The sequence below is a fragment of the Bradyrhizobium sp. WSM4872 genome (assembly GCF_055811715.1).
This window is the reverse complement of the sequence record NZ_JBVVPT010000017.1, coordinates 44,130-61,372: the sequence shown is the minus strand read 5'-3', so window position 1 is coordinate 61,372 and position 17,243 is coordinate 44,130. Positions and strand designations below refer to the sequence as shown.

The window sequence follows — 17,243 nt, the reverse complement described above, 5'->3', positions numbered from 1 at the left end:
TTCCCTGGTCAATGCCCCGCCATATGCCGGCCGACCACGGTGAGATCGGCTTCGCTGGTCCGTGCTTCATACACGAATTCACCGTGGAACATCACCACCAGGCGATCGGAGAGCTCAAGCAGTTCGTCGAGATCCTCGCTGACCAGCAGCACCGCGGCGCCGCGGTTGCGTGCGGCCATGATCTCGGCATGGATTTGCGCCACCGCCGCGAAATCGAGCCCGAAGCAGGGATTGGCTGCGATCAGCACCTCGACGTCGCCGCCGAGCTCGCGCGCCAGCACGGCGCGCTGGACGTTGCCGCCCGAGAGCGCCGAGATCGGCGTGTCGGGCGTGCGGGTCTTGATCTTGTACTGTGCGATCTTCTTCCTGGCGTCGACGCGGAAGGCGCCGCGGTTGAGCCACCAGCCGAGGCTCGCGAAAGGCGCCCGGTCGAACTCGCGGAAGGCGATGTTGTCGGCGACGCTCATGCCGCCGACACAGGCGTTCTTCAGCGGCTCCTCCGGCAGGAGTGACATGTTGTGCCGCCGCATCTCCTCGCGGCTGGCGTGATAGGGATCGCCGGCGACGCGGATCTCGCCACTCTCAGCCTCGCGCTGCCCGGCCAGCACCTCGACGAGCTGGCGCTGGCCATTGCCGGAGACGCCGGCGATGCCGACGATCTCGCCGGCACGGACCGTGAGGGAGACGTCATGCACGGCGATGGCGCCGGCGTCGTCGAGCGCGCGGATCTTCGCCAGCTCCAGCCTCGCCTTGCCTGCCTCACCAGTGCGCGGCGGCTGTACCGTCAGCTCCTCGGCGCCGATCATGGTGCGCGCCATCGCGTCCGGCGTCAGTTCGGAAACCTTGCCGGCGCCGGCGAGCTTGCCGCGGCGCAGGATCGTGACGTCGTCGGCGAAGGCCATGACCTCGCGGAACTTGTGCGTGATCATCAGGATGGTCAGCTCGCCCTTGACGACCATGTCGCGGAGCATGCCGAGCACTTCGTCGGCTTCCGCCGGGGTCAGCACCGAAGTCGGCTCGTCCAGAATCAGGAAGCGGCGCTTCAGGTAGAGCTGCTTGAGGATCTCGCACTTCTGCCGTTCACCCGCGGAGATGTCGGAGACTTTTGAGCTGAGCGGCACCTTGAACGGCATGCGCGCGAGAAAGGCCTCGAGCTCCTTCATCTCTTTCGGCCAGTTCACGACAGCCGGCACGTCATCGCGGGCCAGCACCAGATTTTCGGCGACCGTCATCGCCGGCACCAGCGTGAAATGCTGGTAGACCATGCCGAGGCCGAGTGCGTGGGCGTCCTTCGGATTGCCGATCGCCTGCTCGCGCCCGCCGACCAGAATGTCGCCCTCGGTGGCGTGATAGTAACCCATGATGCATTTGACGAGGGTCGACTTGCCGGCGCCGTTCTCACCGAGCAACGCGTGGAACGAACCCGGTCGCACTTTCAGCGCGACATTGTCCAGCGCCAGGAAATCACCGAAGCGCATGGTCATGGCGATCGCATCGACGCCGAAGGCGCCCGATGGTGGCGGCGTTTCGCCGACGATCACGAAATCGCTCCGATGAAGGCGTCGGAGGTCGAGACCGCACCGAACACGCCACCCTGCATCTTGATCATCTTCAGCGCGTGCTCGTGATTGCTCTTGTCGGTCGCACCGCAGCAGTCATGTAACAGCACGCATTCGAAGCCGCGGTCGTTGGCCTCACGCATGGTGGTGTGAACGCAGACGTCGGTGGTGATCCCGGTGAGCACGATGTTCTCGATGCCGCGCACGCGCAGGATCAGCTCCAGATCGGTGGCGCAGAACGAGCCCTTGCCGGGCTTGTCGATGATCGGTTCGCCGGGCAGCGGCGCGAGCTCCGGGATGATGTCCCACCCGGGCTCGCCGCGCACCAGGATGCGGCCGCACGGGCCGGGATCGCCGATGCCGGCGCCGATCTGCCGGGACCGCCAGCGCTTGTTGGCGGGCAAATCCGAGAGATCGGGACGGTGGCCTTCGCGGGTATGGATGATGTGAAAGCCTTGGCTCCGCATTGCCGTGAGCAGTCTCTTGATCGGCTCGATGGGCGCCCGCGTCAGTGAGAGGTCATAGCCCATCTTGTCGACATAGCCGCCGACGCCGCAGAAATCGGTCTGCATGTCGATGATGATGAGCGCGGTATTCTTGGGACGGAGGTCGCCGTTATAGGGCCATGCATAGGGCTCGGACTTGATGGTGCGCTCGGGCATAATTTCGCTCTCTAGCGGGTGATCGACAATTCGGCCGGGGCTCCGGTCAGCGTGCGTTTCGGCGAGCAGGTGATGATCATGATCCCCAGCGTCAGGATGTAAGGGGCGGCGTTGAAGAGGTGGTAGCCGGAGGTGACGCCGACCGATTGCAGCGCCGGGCCCAGCGCCGCGGCGCCGCCGAAGGCGAGCGAGGCCCAGAGACAAAGCAGCGGGTCCCAGCGCGCGAAGATCACCAGCGCCACGGCCGTGATACCCTGGCCCGAGGACAGGCCCTCGTTCCAGCTCCCGGGATAAAACAGCGACAGGAACGAACCGCCGATGCCAGCGAGGAAGCCGCCGACCATGGTCGCGCGCAGGCGGATCAGCAGCACGGAGTGGCCCATCGCACGCGCTGCGTCCGAACTCTCGCCAGCGGTGCGGATCAGGAGGCCCCAGCGCGTAGTCCGGAAGGCCCAGTAAAGAATTGGCGCGAGCGCGACGCCGATCAGGAAGAGCACGTTGACCCGAAGGGCCGCGCGCACCTGAGGGATATCGCTCCACCAGCCGAAATCGATTGCGGGCAGTCGAGGTGCCGTCGGCTCGATCAACGGTTTGCCGAGGTAGAAAGCTAGGCCGGTGCCGAACAGCATCAGCGCGATGCCGACCGCGACGTCGTTGACGCGCGGCAGCGAGCAGATGCCGGCATGCAGCGCGCCCAGCAGCGCGCCGGTGATGCCAGCGGCGAGCACGCCCAGCCAGGGCGATCCCGTGAGGTAGGAAATGCCGTAGGCACTCATCGCGCCCATCACCAGCGTGCCTTCGAGCCCCAGATTGATGCGGCCTGAGCGCTCGGTGATGCATTCGCCCAGGCTCACGAAAAGGAACGGGGTCGAGACGCGAATTGCGCCGCCGAGCACGGCGAGCGGGACCGTCCAGAGTCCGATCGAGCCGTCTGCCATCTCAGGACTTTCCCTTCAGAAACCCGATACGGCCGTAGAGCGCATCGCTGGCCAGTACGAAGACGAAGATAATGCCTTGCAGCACCAGCACGGATGCATCCGGCAATCCAAGGCGGCGCTGCAACAGCCCCCCGCTGGCGCTGATACCACCGAGCAGGATCGCGACGGGGATAATGGCAAGCGGATTTTGCCGCGCCAGGAAGGCGACGAGAATCCCTGTGAAGCCGTAGCCTGCGGCGAGGTTGGCGTTGGTGCGCCCCTGCACGGCGGCGACCTCGACCATGCCGGCAAGGCCCGCGGCGCCGCCGGCGAGGAAGCAGACGGTGAGGATCAGCTTGCTGACATTGAGGCCGACGATCTTCGCAGCGCGGATGTTGCCGCCGGCAACGCGCGCAGCGAAGCCGAACACGGTGTGATAGATCAGGATATAGGCGGCAATCGCGGCGATCAGGCCGAACACGAGACCCCAATGCACGTCGGTGCCGGGGATCGATCCGATCATGTTGGCCGCACCGATCTCGCGGGTCGACGGCTTGTTGAGGCTGGCGGGGTCGCGCATCACGCCTTCGACGAGATGGTTGAGGACCGCGAGTGCGATGTAGACGAGCAGCAGGCTCGAGATCGTCTCGTTGACGCCGCGATATTGCCGCAGCGCGCCGGAAAGCATGACCCACAGGCCACCGCCGATCACGCCGGCGACCACCATGGCGATCTGCACGATGAGCGGCGGCATGCCCTGAAGCACCAGTGCCGCGCTGGTTGCCGACAGCGCGCCGATCAGGAGTGCGCCTTCGCCGCCGATGATGACCATGCCGAGCTGCGCGGGCAGCGCCGTGCAGAGTGCGGTAAGGATCAGCGGCGCCGCGCGCGTCAGCGTGTTCTGCCATGAGAACCAGGTGCCGAACGCGCCGTAGTACATGAAGAAATAGAGGTCGAGCGGGCTCTTGCCGGACATCGCGACGAAGATGCCGAAGACCCCGAGCGCGCCGGCCAGCGCCGCGCCCGGGATCAGGATATATTCGATCGCTCCGCCGTGGCGCTGGAGGAATCCCGGATCGGCGGCCGGGGCAACTGTCCCGACCGCTTCAACGGGATCCGCAGCTTCCGCCGTCACGAAGTCGCCCCGACCACGCCCTCCACGAGATAGTCCATCTTCTCGAGTTCGGGGTCCTTCTGGCCGCGATCGGTGCCGGCCGCGATCACCGTCTTGCCCTTGTTGTCGACCAGCCCTCCCTTGAAGATGGCATAGCCGTCACCGGACAAGAACTTGGCCTTGACGTCGTCGGCGTGCTTGCGCGCCTCGGCGGAGACCGCTTCGCCATACGGCGAGGTCTTGACGATCTCTTCCTTGAGGCCGCCGCGATAGAAGTTCGGGATGCTCTCGCCGGCGGCGATCATCTTGACGAACTTGGGGTACAGCGCTTCCCAGTTCCACTCGGCGCCCGTGAGATACGCCTTCGGCGCGAGTGGCGACTGGTTGACGTGATAGCCGCACACCATGGCGCCCCGTCGCGCGGCGTTCTCGACCATGGTCTTCGGACCGTCGACATGGCAGGTCAGGACGTCGACGCCCTGATCGATCAGGCTGTTGGTGGCCTCGGCTTCCTTGACCGGCATCGACCAGTCACCGGTGAAGATGACCTGCGTGGTGGCCTTGGGATTGGCAAGCCTCGCGCCGAGCGCGAATGCGTTGATGTTGCGCAGCACTTGCGGGATCGGCTTGGCGGCAACGAATCCGAGCTTGCCGCTCTTGGAGCTATAGCCGGCGACGATGCCCGAGATGTACTGGGCTTCATCGATATAGCCGAAATAGCTGCCGGCGTTTTTCGGGTCCTTGTCGCTCCACAGGCCGCCGCAGTGCTCGAAGTGCAGCTTCGGGAACTTGTTGGCCATCTTGACCATGTGCGGATTGTAGTAACCGAACGAGGTCGGGAAGAGCAGGGTGGCGCCGTCGAGATTGATCATGGACTCGATCGTCTTCTCGACTGCGTCGGTCTCCGGCACCTTCTCTTCTTCCACGACCTTGAGGCCGGGAATCTTCTTCAGCGCCGCCGCGCCCTGGGCATGCGCCTGGTTGTAGCCATAGTCGTCGCGCGAGCCGACGTAGATGAATCCGATGGTGGTCTCGGCCGCGAAAGCCGGACGAATGCCCGTCGCCGCACCGAGGGTGAGGGCCGCACCGCCCTGCAACAAATGACGTCGTGAGATCCTGCCAAATTCCATTGCTTGCTCCCCTTGGCGGATGCACCGCCTCATCTCGCGCTGCGCCGGTCTGGCGGAGCCCGGGATAGATTGTCGCAAGCTTCGTGCCAGAGGCTACCGAAAGAGAATTTCCAATTAAGTTATTGAAAGTAATTTGCTATTTCCTGTGATCCGAGCTTGATCAGGAAAGCAGCAGATGAAAATATAGGCAGTATTTTATGATTGTATGCAATGGAGTTAAGCAGTCTTAACCGGCTTGGACATGTGCATGACGAGGGCCGGGCGGTCTGCCGACGACCGCATTCATGCTAACCACGCGCTGATCGGAACGATGTCGGCAGCGTGATTTCGCTGGCACCGAACTTGAATCGATTGTCGCCAGGACCGCCGGCGCCGCGGTCCCAAGATGGAAAGCTCGCCGAGATGGCTGCTGGTAACGCCGTTCAGAATGGTTCGCTCGGCGAAGAGATCGTGCGAGGGATCAACGAGCTCGCGGCGATCTCAGAAGAAGGCGACAAGCTCACCCGCATCTATCTGACTGGCGAGCTGCGCAAGGCGGCGGACCTCATCCTGAGCTGGATGCGCGACGCCGGCATGAGTGCGCGTCTCGACGCGATCGGCAATGTCTGCGGGCGCTACGAAGGGGAGCGGCCGGGCGCGCCGTGTCTGATGCTCGGCTCGCACTACGACACCGTGCGCGATGCCGGCAAATGGGATGGGCCGTTGGGCGTGATCACGGCGATCGCCTGCGTCGCGGATCTCAACCGTCGCGGCAAGCGCCTGCCGTTCGCGATCGAAATCGTCGGTTTTGCGGATGAGGAAGGGGTACGTTTTGCCTCGACCCTGCTCGGCAGCCGCGCGGTGGCCGGCACGTTTGACGAAAGCGTCCTCAACACACGCGACAGCGATGGCGTCGCCATGCGCGATGCGCTGGTGCAGTTCGGGCTCGATCCTGATCATATCGGCGCGGCCGCTCGGGCGCGGCGCGAGCTGCTTGCCTATCTCGAGCTGCACATCGAGCAAGGGCCGGTGCTGGAAGCACAAAACCTGCCCGTCGGGGTGGTCACCGCGATCGCGGGCGCGACACGGCTTGCCGCGCGGCTGACCGGCATGGCGGGGCACGCGGGCACGGTGCCGATGGCGCTCCGGCGCGATGCGTTGGCGGGCGCGGCCGAATGCATCGGCGCGATCGAGCAGTTTTGTCGCACCGACGAAGGTGGGCTGGTCGGCACCGTCGGCTACATCCAGGCGAGGCCCGGCGCAACCAACGTCATTCCGGGCGAGGTGTCGTTCACCATCGATATGCGGGCGCCGACCGACATGCACCGCAAGCGCGCGGTCGCCGATGTCGTCAGGCAGATCGAAGCCATCGCAAAGCGTCGCCAATTGACTCTTCAGCTCGACGTCACCCACGAGAACCGCACCGCGCCCTGCGCGCCTTGGCTCAAGGAGCAGATCGCGCAGGCCATCCAAGCGGAAGGTTTTTCCGTGTTCGAGCTGCCGAGCGGAGCGGGGCATGACGGTATGGCCATGATCGACATTGCCGACGTCGGCATGATCTTCGTCCGCTGTCGCGGCGGCATCAGCCATCACCCGGACGAGCATGTCGAGCTCGCCGATGCCGACGCCGGCGCGCGGGTGTTGCTGTGCGTCATCGAGAACTTCCGGCCGCGGGAGGGCTAAACTGAACCCGCAAGTCACGGGATAGAGACACGAATCAGACAGGTCTAGAGCCGCGACGGCTTCCCGCCGAACCACGAGAGACCATTCGACGGCGCCTATGAACAGCGGCATCTCTTCTCCATCCCATCGCGGAAACCGGTTTTACCAGGGCGTGATGGCGACCTTCGTTGCCAACGCGCTTCAGGCCGTGAACTTTCTCGGCGATCGATTCCTGAGGAAGTCGCATCATCCGTTCACGTCCATCGAGGACCTCTATCGGCATTCGATGGACAGCGCCTTTTCGTTGACCGAGTCCTTTCTCGTCACCGGCGCACCGCACGCTTCTGCGTACTATCCGCGCGACTTCGCCTGGTTCTATCCCGACGTCCTCGACCCCGACACCATCATGGATTCGCAGGATGCGGTGCGGCGGGCTCGTCTGCTCGAAGAGAGCGTCCGCCTGCTGCTGGAAGCGGTTCGCGCCAACGTCGTCACGACGACCATCGTTCCGGCCGGGCGCGCCCGGTATCTCGGCGTGAACTATTTCTCGTGCCCTTCGGATACGCTGCTCGGCATTCTGGCCGGCCTCCGGCAGATGATCTCTGCCGAGGAGAGAGCGTCATCCTATCTGGCGATGTCGCAATGCGCGCATGCCGGCCGCCTGCTCCTGGCCGAATATTGCGGTGATCTGAAGCGCGCGATCCTCCAGCTCGCAAGCGAGCTCGAGCCGTTCAACGATGATGGCTCCACGTATTTGCTGTGCGACGCTAGTGCTCCGCGCTCCGCGGCAACCGACACGCGCGCCGAGCGCAGGCGTTTCGTCACCAATGCCTGCGTCTACACGACATTCGTGTGGGGCGTGCGGCTCGGAATCGTCGACGAGAACGAGCTGAAGCGGCGGCTCGGACGCGACCTGGCGCAGTACAAGAGGGACCTGCTCCACCTGTTCGGCAAAGGCGGCTATATCAGGCATTCCCTGGATGGCCCCACGGAATCACCGGTGTTCTCAGTCGCGCTGGATTTCGTCAGCGTGCATCGCGGCTTCTGGGATATGAACAAGGAAAGCGAGCGCGCCCTGTTCGCGGCCACGGCGGATCTGATCGTCGCGGAGCCGCGCTTTCGCATCCCCGGCACATTCCACTTCCTGGTGTCCGCAGATAATCCGCGGAACAAGATGATCCACAAGATCGCGGCTCCCGCTTACCAGGGGCGTTCCTCCTGGCCGACGTTCAACGTCGAGTTCGCGGATCGCATGCTGGATTACGACGAATGCTCGGGGAGCGATACCTACCGATCCTGCGCCCAGGGAATTCTGAAGGACATTCGCACCGCGACCGAAGTCCACGGCGGCTATCAGGAACTGATCTCGGAACAGGGCCTGAAGTATCGCACCTGGGCCTACAAGGGCGCCGTGGCCCACTCCTGGTTTCCGCGTTTCCTCTCCGTCTGGAGGAGGGCGCATGGAACGCCGCTCCTCCAGTGGAATGACTGAACGGCGGTCGTTACCCCGCCGTCACGTCCACAAGCTCGCCACCGTCGAGGACCTTGGCCGCCTTGGCGCGGTCGAGATCGCCTTCCCAAGCGGCGACCACCACGGTCGCAACGCAATTGCCGGTGAGGTTGCCGACCGCGCGAGCCATGCCGATGAACCAGTCGACCGACAAAACCAGCACGAGACCGATCGCAGGGATGCTCGGCACGGCGTTCAGCGTCGCCGCCAGAATCACGATCGCAGAGCCCGGCACGCCATGCGCGCCCTTGGAGGTGATCAGGGAGACGCCGAGCACCAGCAGGAGGTCGCCGAACGACAACGGCGTGTTGGTCGCCTGCGCGATGAAGACGACCGCGAGCGTGAGATAGATCGAGAAGGCGTCGAGGTTGAAGGAATATCCGGTCGGGATCACCAGGCCGACCACGGAATCCTTTACGCCCATCCGCTCGAGCTTCTTCATGATCTGCGGCAGCACGGCGTCCGACGAGGCGGTCGCGAGCACGATGGTCAACTCCTCGCGCAGGTAGGCGAGGAATTTGAGGATGTTGATGCCGGCGAGCGCCATGACGCCGCCGAGCACGCCCAGCACGAAGATGCCGACCGAGACGTAGAACAGCGCCACCAGTGAGACGAGCTGTTTGAGCGAGCCGACGCCGTATTTGCCGACGGTGTAGGCGACTGCGCCGAGAACGCCAAGTGGAGCGACGCGGACGATAAGCCCCATGACGCGGAACAGCACGGTCGAGGCGGCATCGATCATCGACGTGACGAGCTTGCCTTTCTCGCCGCCGACCAGTGCGAGGCCTACGCCGAACAGCACGGCGAAAAACAGCACCTGGAGCACGTCGTTGCGCGACAAGGCGTCGAACGAGGTGCTCGGGATCACGTTGAGCAGGAAGGAGCCGATGCCGCCGCCCTGAAGCTTGTGGGCGTTGTCGGCATAGGTGTTGAGCGCCTTGGCATCCAGCGTCGAAGGGTCGATGTTCATGCCATGACCGGGGCCGAAAGTGTAGGCCAGGATAAGACCGACCACGAGCGCGACTGTGGTCATCACCTCGAAATAGACCAGCGCCTTGACGCCGACCCGTCCGACCTTCTTGAGGTCGCCCGCGCCGGCAATGCCATGCACGACGACGCAGAACACGATCGGCGCCACTATCATCGAAATTAGCTTCAGGAAGGCGTCGCTGAGAATCTTGAGGGAGATCGCAAAATCTGGCGCGGCCACCCCTAGAATGATGCCGAGGATCAGCGCGGCCAGGACCTGAACGAATAGCGATGTGTAGAGCGGCTTTGGCTCGGCGGCCGGGGCCGCGGCAATGGTCGACATGGTGACTCCCCCGTTTTTACGACGTCTCGATCGTCGAAAGGAGCAACTAGCGTGCCAGATTGTCGCGGTTTTCGCTGAGGAGGAGGTCTAATTGGTCGCTTTTTGCGGTGCGACTGGGCATGCGCATCGGCACCGGGAGACCGTTCGAGGTGTCATAGGTCACGTGGACAGGCGATTTTGCGGTCCTACGGTCACGTTCCGCACGCGGGTAGCCACGTCACGCCGCGAGATCCAGCAACCGACACGATCCACGTACCAGCACCTTGCGTCCATTCGGCGTCATGACCGGCACGCCGTCGCAGACGACGACAAGACCAAGCTTGACGAGGCTCTCGATGATATAGGCCTTGGAAAGACGACCGTTCGAAACCGGGTTGCGAAGCGCCTTCAGAACCTCCCATTGGTCCGGCGAAAGATCGAAGTCGATGTCGTTGCTCATGTTGCCTCAAGCCGCAGTGCCGTTCGTGCGCCTCTGTTAGAGGCGCTGCATGAACACCGTGCGACGACAATGAGTCGGGAATTCGGTGAGGCGTTTAGAACCTCTCTTCACAAATTGCCGCACGCCATTGCGCTACACGAGTTAAAGACCGCTCGATCACGAGGATCGTCCGGAGCCCGATCACATATTGATGATGTGGGCTTGATGTTGGTCCGCGAACCACCGCACTGCACGGGAAGCGCTGCTGTCCCATTCTGCGTCGCAATATGCACAGAAATCATGAGACGAAGGGTTCGGAATTCTGTTACGCTTGTTTGCGAGGAATGGCTTCACACGCCAGGAGTGGAGTGCATGAACAGACTGGTCGAAATTCGCAGTCAGGAATCTCTGTGCCGGGAGCGCGCCGCGCTTGATTTCCAGCGCCGGGTTTTCTGGCTTGCGCAAGCTCAAGAATGGGAGCAGCGCGCGCTTGACGAGATCGCCTATCATTTTCGGGAGTGCAATGTCCCTCAGACGGAGCTGGTGCGAAACTGACGCCGGCTGTGAGTAAGGCCTACTGATAAGTCGCCACAATATCGGACACCGCGCGCTCGAGCTGCTGCGCGGTGGCGCACTGGCGCACCACGCTGCAGAAGCTCGCATAGCGCGGCATCTCGGAATCGCCAAAGCCCCAGGCGAGACGTCCTTCGGGATTGAGCCACACCAGTCGCTTCGAGCGCTCAGAGATGCGGCGCAGGATGTCGGCGCGCGGATCGAGATTGTTGCTGCGGGCATCGCCCAGCACGATCACCGTCGTCTGCGGCGTCAGCGTGCTCATGAACTCCTTGTCGAAATCGGCCAGCGAAGAGCCGTAGTCGGAGGAGCCGAAGCCGACCTTGGACATGATCTCGGCCATCGCCTCTTCCGGCGGTTTCGATTCCAGGATGTCGCTGACTTCGATCAGATGCGAGGAGAAGGCGAAGGAATGGACGTCGTCGACCACCTCGTGCAGCGAGTGGATCAGGAGCAGGAAGAAATCCGAGACCTGCGCGACCGAGCCCGAGACGTCGCAGAGCGCCACGATCTTCGGCCGGTCGCGATGCTTGCGCTTCCAGGCCGTGAGAAAGGGGATGCCGCCCCAGGCGGCGTTGCGGCGCAGCGTGCGGCGGACGTCGAGATGACCGCGCCGTTGGCGCTTGCGTGGTTTCGAATAGCGCTCGCGCAGGCGCCGCGCGATCTGGCGGATGAGAGCGCGCATTTCCGCGACATGGCGCCGCTCGATGCGGGCAAGCGGCGCGTTGCGCAGAATCTCGTTGCGGAGGTTTTCAGCCTCCTCGCGGGCATAGAGCGCAAGCCCCTGCGCGACGGTGTCGCGAACGGCTTCGCGCAAGCCATCGAGCGCGGCGCGAAGCCGCTCGGCCAGTGCCGGATTGGTCGCGGTCAGCTCGTCGAGATCGTCGCGTAGCCGCTGGAGCCCCATGGCGTCGAGCATGCGGCTGGAGAAGATGCCGCGCTGAGTGGAGTAGCGGATGTCGGATAGGGAGGCCGCACCTGAGGCGCTGGCGATCGCGGCGGTGATCGCATTGCGATCCTGCGACAGCAGCATCTGCGCGAGGGGCCCCAATTCTGCGGGAAGCGAACCGGCGCTCGCATCGCTGGCCTCGCCGGACGACGGAGATCGATCCGCGTCCTCCGAAACATCGTTGCTGTTGGCTTCAGATTGTTCCTGCCGCGGCTCCGGCTGGCTGAAGAACAGATCGAAACAGTCACCGAGCGCGAGCTTTTCGTCCTGCGACTTGGCGAGCGTCAGAAGGAGCGCATCGCGCAGGATGGTCCGGTCGGAAACGCCGACCTGCGCGACCGCGCGCATCGCATCGATGCTTTCGGCAGGCGAGACATGGACGCCGGCGCCCCGTGCGGCACGGAAGAAACGGTGGATATTCTCGCGCATCGGCGTCAACCGAAGACGTTGGATCGTGCTGCCTTGGCGATGAAGGTCGTAATCTGAGGCTGAGCCGCCTCGATGTCGGCCTCGTATTTCAGGAGCACGTTGAGCGTGTCCTTGACGATCTCGGTGTCGAGCTCCGAGGCCTGCAAGAGCACCAGCACGCGCGCCCAGTCGATGGTCTCGCTGACCGAAGGCAGCTTCTTCAGGTCGAGCGAGCGGATTTCGTGGATAAAGCCGACCATCTGCCGCCGCAGCGTCTCCGAAATGTTGGGGACGCGGCTCTCGACGATGCGCTCCTCGAGCCGTTGCTCGGGGAAGCCGATGTGCAGATGCAGGCAGCGCCGCTTCAAGGCATCGCCGAGATCGCGCTCGCTGTTGGAGGTGAGGATCACAGTTGGCGGCGTGATCGCGGAGACGGTGCCGAGCTCGGGAATCGTGACCTGGAAGTCGGAGAGAATTTCCAGCAGCAACGATTCGAACTCCGCATCCGACTTGTCGATCTCGTCGATCAGGAGCACGCAGCCGCCCGGCTGCTCCAGCGCTTGCAGCAGCGGCCGCGGCTCGACGAACTCCTTGGAGAAGAACACGTCACCGAAATCGTGAAGCTGATTAAGTGCAGCGTGCAAAGTCTGCGCGCCGCCCAGGACTTCCCCGAGCTTGTCCTTGAGGATCTGCGTGTAGAGAAGCTGCTTGGCGTATTTCCATTCATAGAGCGCCTTGGCCTCGTCGAGGCCTTCATAGCATTGCAGGCGGATCATCTTCAGGCCGCGCCAGGCCGCGATCGCCTTGGCAAGTTCGGTCTTGCCGACGCCCGCGGGTCCTTCGACCAGGATCGGCTTCTCGATCTGTTGCGACAAATAGACGGCGGTCGCGATCTGCCGGCTCGCGATATAGCCTTGCGCGGCGAGGCCGCTCTCCACTGCCTCGATCGCTGTCGAGGGCTTCTGTTCAGCCACGAAAAGGCGCTCCGAAAGGTCTTGATTGAGGCTTGTTCTGCCTGCGTTCACGGCAAAGAACAAGCCTCGTTTGGGAGAGGCCAGACCCGCGCCAATGGGAGTTTTTTTCCGCTCAACGCAAATAGTCGGGCGGCTACCGGCCCGGGATCAGTGCCGCAGCAACTCCGGCTTGCGGATCGTCTGTCTGACCTCGGCACCGCAATCGGCGCATTCATAGACGAAGTCGATCTTGGCAAGACTCCAATGCGGTTCGACCTCGCGCACATACATTGGAAGGAACCCCATGCAAGCAGGGCAAATCACAGGCGCGATCTCGATATCCTGATGATGCTGTACATAAGCTGGCATCTCGGCTCTCCTTCGCAGACGACCTCCAAACCCACGCGAAGGCTACTGCCGGCCGGCGAAAGGCCGACATCAACTCTTTCGAACAGAGGCGGAACGGCGGAGGTTTGTCGTTCGCTGTGACATTCTTGTTACGTCTCTGTACTGTGACGGGCGGACCGAATACCTATTTCAAAAGCCCGATCCGGTGTTCAGACTTTGACCTCAACGATAAGGGAGCAACGCCCATGACGCATGCCATTCGCTTTCACAAGACTGGTGGTCCGGAAGTGCTGGTCTGGGAGGAGGTCAGTGTCGGCAAGCCCGGACCGGGCGAGGCGCGAATCCGCCATACCGCCGTCGGTCTCAACTTCGTCGACATCTACAACCGTTCCGGCGTTTACCCGGCTCAACTGCCGAGCGGGCTTGGTAGCGAGGCTGCCGGTGTCGTCGAGGAGGTCGGGGCCGGTGTCACCGATTTGAAGCCGGGCGATCGCGTCGCCTACGGCGCCTCGCCGCTCGGCGCCTATTCCGAAGCGCGGCTGATCCCGGCCGACCGACTGCTGAAGCTGCCGGACGGTGTCGACGACAAGACCGCGGCGGCGATGATGCTGAAGGGGCTCACCACGCAATATCTGATCCGGCAGACCTATCGCGTGAAGGCCGGGGACACCATCCTGCTCCATGCGGCCGCCGGTGGCGTCGGCCTGATTCTCTCCCAGTGGGCCAAGCATCTCGGCGCGACCGTGATCGGCACGGTCAGCAACGACGAGAAGGCCAAGCTCGCCAAAGCGCATGGCTGCGACCACGTCATCATCTATAGCCGCGAGGATTTCGTGAAGCGCGTGGACGAGATCACGGGCGGCAAGAAGGTGCCGGTGGTCTACGACTCCGTCGGCAAGGATACGTTCCTGAAGTCGCTCGACTGCCTCGCGCCGCTCGGCGTCGCAGCGCTGTTCGGTGCGTCCTCCGGCGCCGTCGAGCCGCTCAATCTCGGTTTGCTCGCGCAGAAGGGCTCTCTCTACGTCACCCGCCCGACGCTGTTCACCTACGCCGCCAAGCGTGAGAGCCTGGTCGCGATGGCAGGCGAGTTGTTCGACGTCGTCAAGTCCGGCGCGGTCAAGATCGAGGTGCACCAGACCTATCCACTGAAGGACGCCGCCAAGGCCCATGCCGATCTCGCCGCGCGCAAGACCACGGGATCAACCGTTCTCACGGTGTGATCTCCGAACGGGGCGTGGTGCGCTGGCAGAGCGTTTTCGAGCGAAGTGGATTCCGGTTCGCGTCAAGAAAGCGTGTCAAAATAACAATCTAGGATCCGATCCGATTCGATCGGACCGGAAAAGGCCGACCCTGGGTCTACGTCACGTCCGCTCGTGCTTGCGCAGATCGCGGGCGTGATCGAGGCGGAGAGCCTGGAGGTCGACTTCTTCGGGCGGGATCCGGGGCAGGGCAGCCTCAGCGAGGATCGCCTCGGTCACGTCTTCGACCGAATTCTCCACGATTTCCTGGATGAACGAGATATTTCGATATTCACCTGAGGCGACGCGCGAAATGACCTCGCGCCTGGTGATTTCAGGGTCGACGACCGCCTCGCGGCCGCGGCGTCCATAGTCGATCATCACGACGAAATACTGCATGGAACGATCCTGCCGTGCCCCATGGCGGAGCACGGCAGAGTATTTCCGAAAAACGGAAGCAAGTCAAGCTTCATTTCGTAAAAACGGAATTTTGGCCTACTTGCTCCTCTTGCGAGGGCGAGCCGATTTGGCGCGCAGCCGCTCCAGCTGCCCCTTGGGCATGGACAGGCAGATCTCGCCGACCCACTCCAGTTTCACGCCGACGATCTGCTTGGCATTGAAGCTGGTGAGATTGACGACGGAGGGGGATTTGCCCCGCTCGATCGTCTTCAGATAGCGCTCACCGGTCTTGAGCCGGACCACGGCCTCCTCGCCGTAGAAGCTCGACAGGGGATGGCGCTGGTCCTTGTAGACCACGATGACGTCGCCGCTCTCGTATTTGGGCAGCATCGAATCGCCCACGATCTCGAATGCGATGGTCTCCTCCATGATCGGGAAGGGCAGCGCGATGTCGCCAAGGCCTTCGGGGGGAACCTGCTCATAATCCGGCTCGATCACGGCACCCGCCCCGACCCGGCCCATGATCGGCGCGAGATTGAGCTCGAGATATTCCATGATCGGTATGATTTCCGAAGCCTTCACCAGGCGTTCGCCGCCGAGGATCTCCGAGACAGCGCCGGGGCGTACGCCCATGGCAGCCGCCAGGCCGCCCTTGCTCTTGCCCGTCTTTTCCAGGCCCCGTTCGATCATTGCAGCGTCCAACATGGTGATTCCCTCGATTGTCCATCGTCCGTCTCTTGTAATCCGAAATTCGGAATTGATGCAATTATGAATATCAGAATTACCGCTTGACTTCGACTTCGGAATACCGGAATGTGGGCTCCGCCTCGCGATCGTGCGATCGGAGGAGGCGCATCACAGGACAGCAGCATGGAACCGGGCCATTGGTCGTCGGAGCACTCCGACGCGCTTCGCGACTATTTTCTCAAGGGAATGTCTTATGCTGAGATCGGAAGACGGATTAACGCAAGGTTTGGAACGGCTTACACGCGCAACGCGGTGGTCGGCCGCGCCAAGCGGCTCGGGCTGGTCGTGCAGATACGGACGACGGGCCCGTCGATCGTCCCGGCGCTGCCGTCTGGAGCCTGTCTTATCCTCCCGCACCGTCCCGCGTTACTGAACCTGCCGCCGAAATCTGCGATGAAGCCTGCCGCGCAGGTCAAATTGCGCTGCGTCGGCGTCCAGCCGCGCCTGGTCCCATTGGTCGAACTCGCGGGCGAGGACTGTCGCTATCCTTATGGCGGCGACAAGGACGGGGAGGAGATCACCTTCTGCGGCCATCCGCGTGAGCCGGGCTCGAGCTATTGCACGCCGCATGCGCGCCTAACGCGCCGCGCCGGAACTGGATCCGCCCGCGTCGCCGGCCCCGTCGTGCTGCGGTTGGTCTCTGCCGCCTGACGCACCGCCCGTTCAATCGTCAATTTCGCAAGGAGTATCCGAGTGGCACGTGTCCGACGCAACAGGTCCTACAAATTGGCGAATGTCTACGACCGACGCTCACGTGAGATACCGTTCAATGCGGAGGTGGCGGAAGTCGAGGTTGACAATCCGCTGGCGCTCGACCCCGGCGAGAAGATTGTGGCCGTGCGGTCGATCCGCAGCGATCCGCTCGGCCGGCTGCATGCGCACCATCAGATCGACGAGGCGCAGTATCGCGGCGGGCGCGCCTTCCAGAACGATTGGGAGAGGGCCGAACGAGGCCTTCAGGCAATGGACCCGACTCGCGAATATGTCGATGGGGCGCGCACGCGCGAGCCGGTCACCGAGAGCCAACGCGAGGCGGTGCTGCGGCTGAACCGGATCGAGCGCGAACTCGGCACAGACGGTGCCGCGCTAGTGCACGACGTGTTGGTGCTGGGCCTGACCATGGACGAGATCGGCCAACGTCGCGCCGTGCGCACGCAGCGCTGGATCGACTATTTTGCGCGGCGTTTTCGTGAATGCCTGGACCGGCTGGCGCTGATCTATGGCTTTGCCACGGAAACGGGGACACGGCGTTCAGGGCAACACGAATGACACCGGCGCGGGCCCCCCCCCCCGGGCGGGGGGCGCCGGCGGGGGGGGTGGGTGGGTGGCTGGGTGTGGTGTGTTGGGGGGGGTGGGGGGGGCCCG

General features: G+C 63.4%; 18 protein-coding genes. 6 read left to right on the top strand and 12 right to left on the bottom strand.

All coding sequences use genetic code 11. The annotated features are described in order from the left end of the window. Positions 1 to 8: 8 nt before the first annotated feature. From AC0L3C_RS22110 to AC0L3C_RS22090, 5 genes are read right to left on the bottom strand one after another with little or no spacing between them, the layout of a single operon-like run. Positions 9 to 1,541, bottom strand: coding sequence for an ABC transporter ATP-binding protein (locus AC0L3C_RS22110; RefSeq protein WP_473408972.1), 1,533 nt, complete (start codon positions 1,539 to 1,541; stop codon positions 9 to 11). Further along, on the bottom strand, positions 1,538 to 2,221 hold the full coding sequence (gene biuH, locus AC0L3C_RS22105) for a biuret amidohydrolase (protein ID WP_473264901.1): 684 nt from the start codon (positions 2,219 to 2,221) through the stop codon (positions 1,538 to 1,540). The genes AC0L3C_RS22110 and biuH overlap by 4 nt, the downstream gene beginning before the upstream one ends. 11 nt (positions 2,222 to 2,232) lie before the next feature. After that, entirely contained in the window at positions 2,233 to 3,159 is a 927-nt protein-coding gene (locus AC0L3C_RS22100) for an ABC transporter permease (RefSeq protein ID WP_473281794.1), read from the bottom strand. A gap of 1 nt (position 3,160) precedes the next feature. Continuing rightward, positions 3,161 to 4,273, bottom strand: a complete 1,113-nt coding sequence (locus AC0L3C_RS22095) for an ABC transporter permease (protein ID WP_473264899.1) — start codon at positions 4,271 to 4,273, stop codon at positions 3,161 to 3,163. Further along, positions 4,270 to 5,382 carry a BMP family ABC transporter substrate-binding protein gene (locus AC0L3C_RS22090; RefSeq protein WP_007612830.1) on the bottom strand — a complete coding sequence of 371 codons (1,113 nt, stop codon included), beginning with the start codon at positions 5,380 to 5,382 and terminating at the stop codon, positions 4,270 to 4,272. The genes AC0L3C_RS22095 and AC0L3C_RS22090 overlap by 4 nt, the downstream gene beginning before the upstream one ends. Before the next feature lie 402 nt (positions 5,383 to 5,784). Between AC0L3C_RS22090 and AC0L3C_RS22085 the strand changes: the two genes are divergently transcribed. Further along, positions 5,785 to 7,044: an allantoate amidohydrolase gene (locus AC0L3C_RS22085; RefSeq protein ID WP_473281788.1), complete on the top strand. Its 1,260-nt coding sequence runs from the start codon at positions 5,785 to 5,787 to the stop codon at positions 7,042 to 7,044. Positions 7,045 to 7,141: 97 nt separating this feature from the next. Beyond that, positions 7,142 to 8,515, top strand: a complete 1,374-nt coding sequence (locus AC0L3C_RS22080; protein ID WP_473408971.1) for a hypothetical protein — start codon at positions 7,142 to 7,144, stop codon at positions 8,513 to 8,515. Positions 8,516 to 8,525: 10 nt separating this feature from the next. Here the strand turns inward: AC0L3C_RS22080 and AC0L3C_RS22075 are convergent, their stop codons facing one another. Both AC0L3C_RS22075 and AC0L3C_RS22070 read right to left on the bottom strand, forming a co-directional pair. After that, the gene (locus tag AC0L3C_RS22075; protein ID WP_018456682.1) at positions 8,526 to 9,845 is read right to left on the bottom strand and encodes a dicarboxylate/amino acid:cation symporter; all 1,320 of its coding nucleotides are present in this window, start codon (positions 9,843 to 9,845) and stop codon (positions 8,526 to 8,528) included. 217 nt (positions 9,846 to 10,062) lie between these two features. After that, entirely contained in the window at positions 10,063 to 10,284 is a 222-nt protein-coding gene (locus tag AC0L3C_RS22070) for a hypothetical protein (protein WP_473264896.1), read from the bottom strand. A gap of 351 nt (positions 10,285 to 10,635) precedes the next feature. Here AC0L3C_RS22070 and AC0L3C_RS22065 point away from each other — a divergent pair, with 351 nt between their 5' ends. Continuing rightward, positions 10,636 to 10,818: a hypothetical protein gene (locus AC0L3C_RS22065; RefSeq protein ID WP_473408970.1), complete on the top strand. Its 183-nt coding sequence runs from the start codon at positions 10,636 to 10,638 to the stop codon at positions 10,816 to 10,818. 19 nt (positions 10,819 to 10,837) lie between these two features. Here the strand turns inward: AC0L3C_RS22065 and AC0L3C_RS22060 are convergent, their stop codons facing one another. The 3 genes from AC0L3C_RS22060 to AC0L3C_RS22050 all read right to left on the bottom strand — a co-directional run bounded on the left by AC0L3C_RS22060 (position 10,838) and on the right by AC0L3C_RS22050 (position 13,515). Continuing rightward, a complete protein-coding gene (locus AC0L3C_RS22060) occupies positions 10,838 to 12,214 on the bottom strand; it encodes a vWA domain-containing protein (RefSeq protein ID WP_473408969.1) in 1,377 nt (458 codons plus the stop codon). Positions 12,215 to 12,219: 5 nt separating this feature from the next. Then, a complete protein-coding gene (locus AC0L3C_RS22055; protein WP_473264894.1) occupies positions 12,220 to 13,167 on the bottom strand; it encodes an AAA family ATPase in 948 nt (315 codons plus the stop codon). A 147-nt stretch (positions 13,168 to 13,314) separates the two neighbouring features. Continuing rightward, the gene (locus tag AC0L3C_RS22050; RefSeq protein ID WP_007612817.1) at positions 13,315 to 13,515 is read right to left on the bottom strand and encodes a hypothetical protein; all 201 of its coding nucleotides are present in this window, start codon (positions 13,513 to 13,515) and stop codon (positions 13,315 to 13,317) included. Between the two features lie 224 nt (positions 13,516 to 13,739). Here AC0L3C_RS22050 and AC0L3C_RS22045 point away from each other — a divergent pair, with 224 nt between their 5' ends. Further along, positions 13,740 to 14,714, top strand: coding sequence for a quinone oxidoreductase family protein (locus AC0L3C_RS22045; RefSeq protein ID WP_473281780.1), 975 nt, complete (start codon positions 13,740 to 13,742; stop codon positions 14,712 to 14,714). Positions 14,715 to 14,855: 141 nt separating this feature from the next. Here the strand turns inward: AC0L3C_RS22045 and AC0L3C_RS22040 are convergent, their stop codons facing one another. Then, positions 14,856 to 15,131 carry a hypothetical protein gene (locus AC0L3C_RS22040; RefSeq protein ID WP_085395314.1) on the bottom strand — a complete coding sequence of 92 codons (276 nt, stop codon included), beginning with the start codon at positions 15,129 to 15,131 and terminating at the stop codon, positions 14,856 to 14,858. A gap of 96 nt (positions 15,132 to 15,227) precedes the next feature. Continuing rightward, positions 15,228 to 15,836, bottom strand: coding sequence for a S24 family peptidase (locus AC0L3C_RS22035; protein WP_007601486.1), 609 nt, complete (start codon positions 15,834 to 15,836; stop codon positions 15,228 to 15,230). Between the two features lie 165 nt (positions 15,837 to 16,001). Between AC0L3C_RS22035 and AC0L3C_RS22030 the strand changes: the two genes are divergently transcribed. After that, positions 16,002 to 16,529 carry a GcrA family cell cycle regulator gene (locus tag AC0L3C_RS22030; protein WP_473281778.1) on the top strand — a complete coding sequence of 176 codons (528 nt, stop codon included), beginning with the start codon at positions 16,002 to 16,004 and terminating at the stop codon, positions 16,527 to 16,529. Positions 16,530 to 16,571: 42 nt separating this feature from the next. Beyond that, positions 16,572 to 17,147 carry a hypothetical protein gene (locus AC0L3C_RS22025; RefSeq protein ID WP_473264891.1) on the top strand — a complete coding sequence of 192 codons (576 nt, stop codon included), beginning with the start codon at positions 16,572 to 16,574 and terminating at the stop codon, positions 17,145 to 17,147. Positions 17,148 to 17,243: the final 96 nt, after the last annotated feature.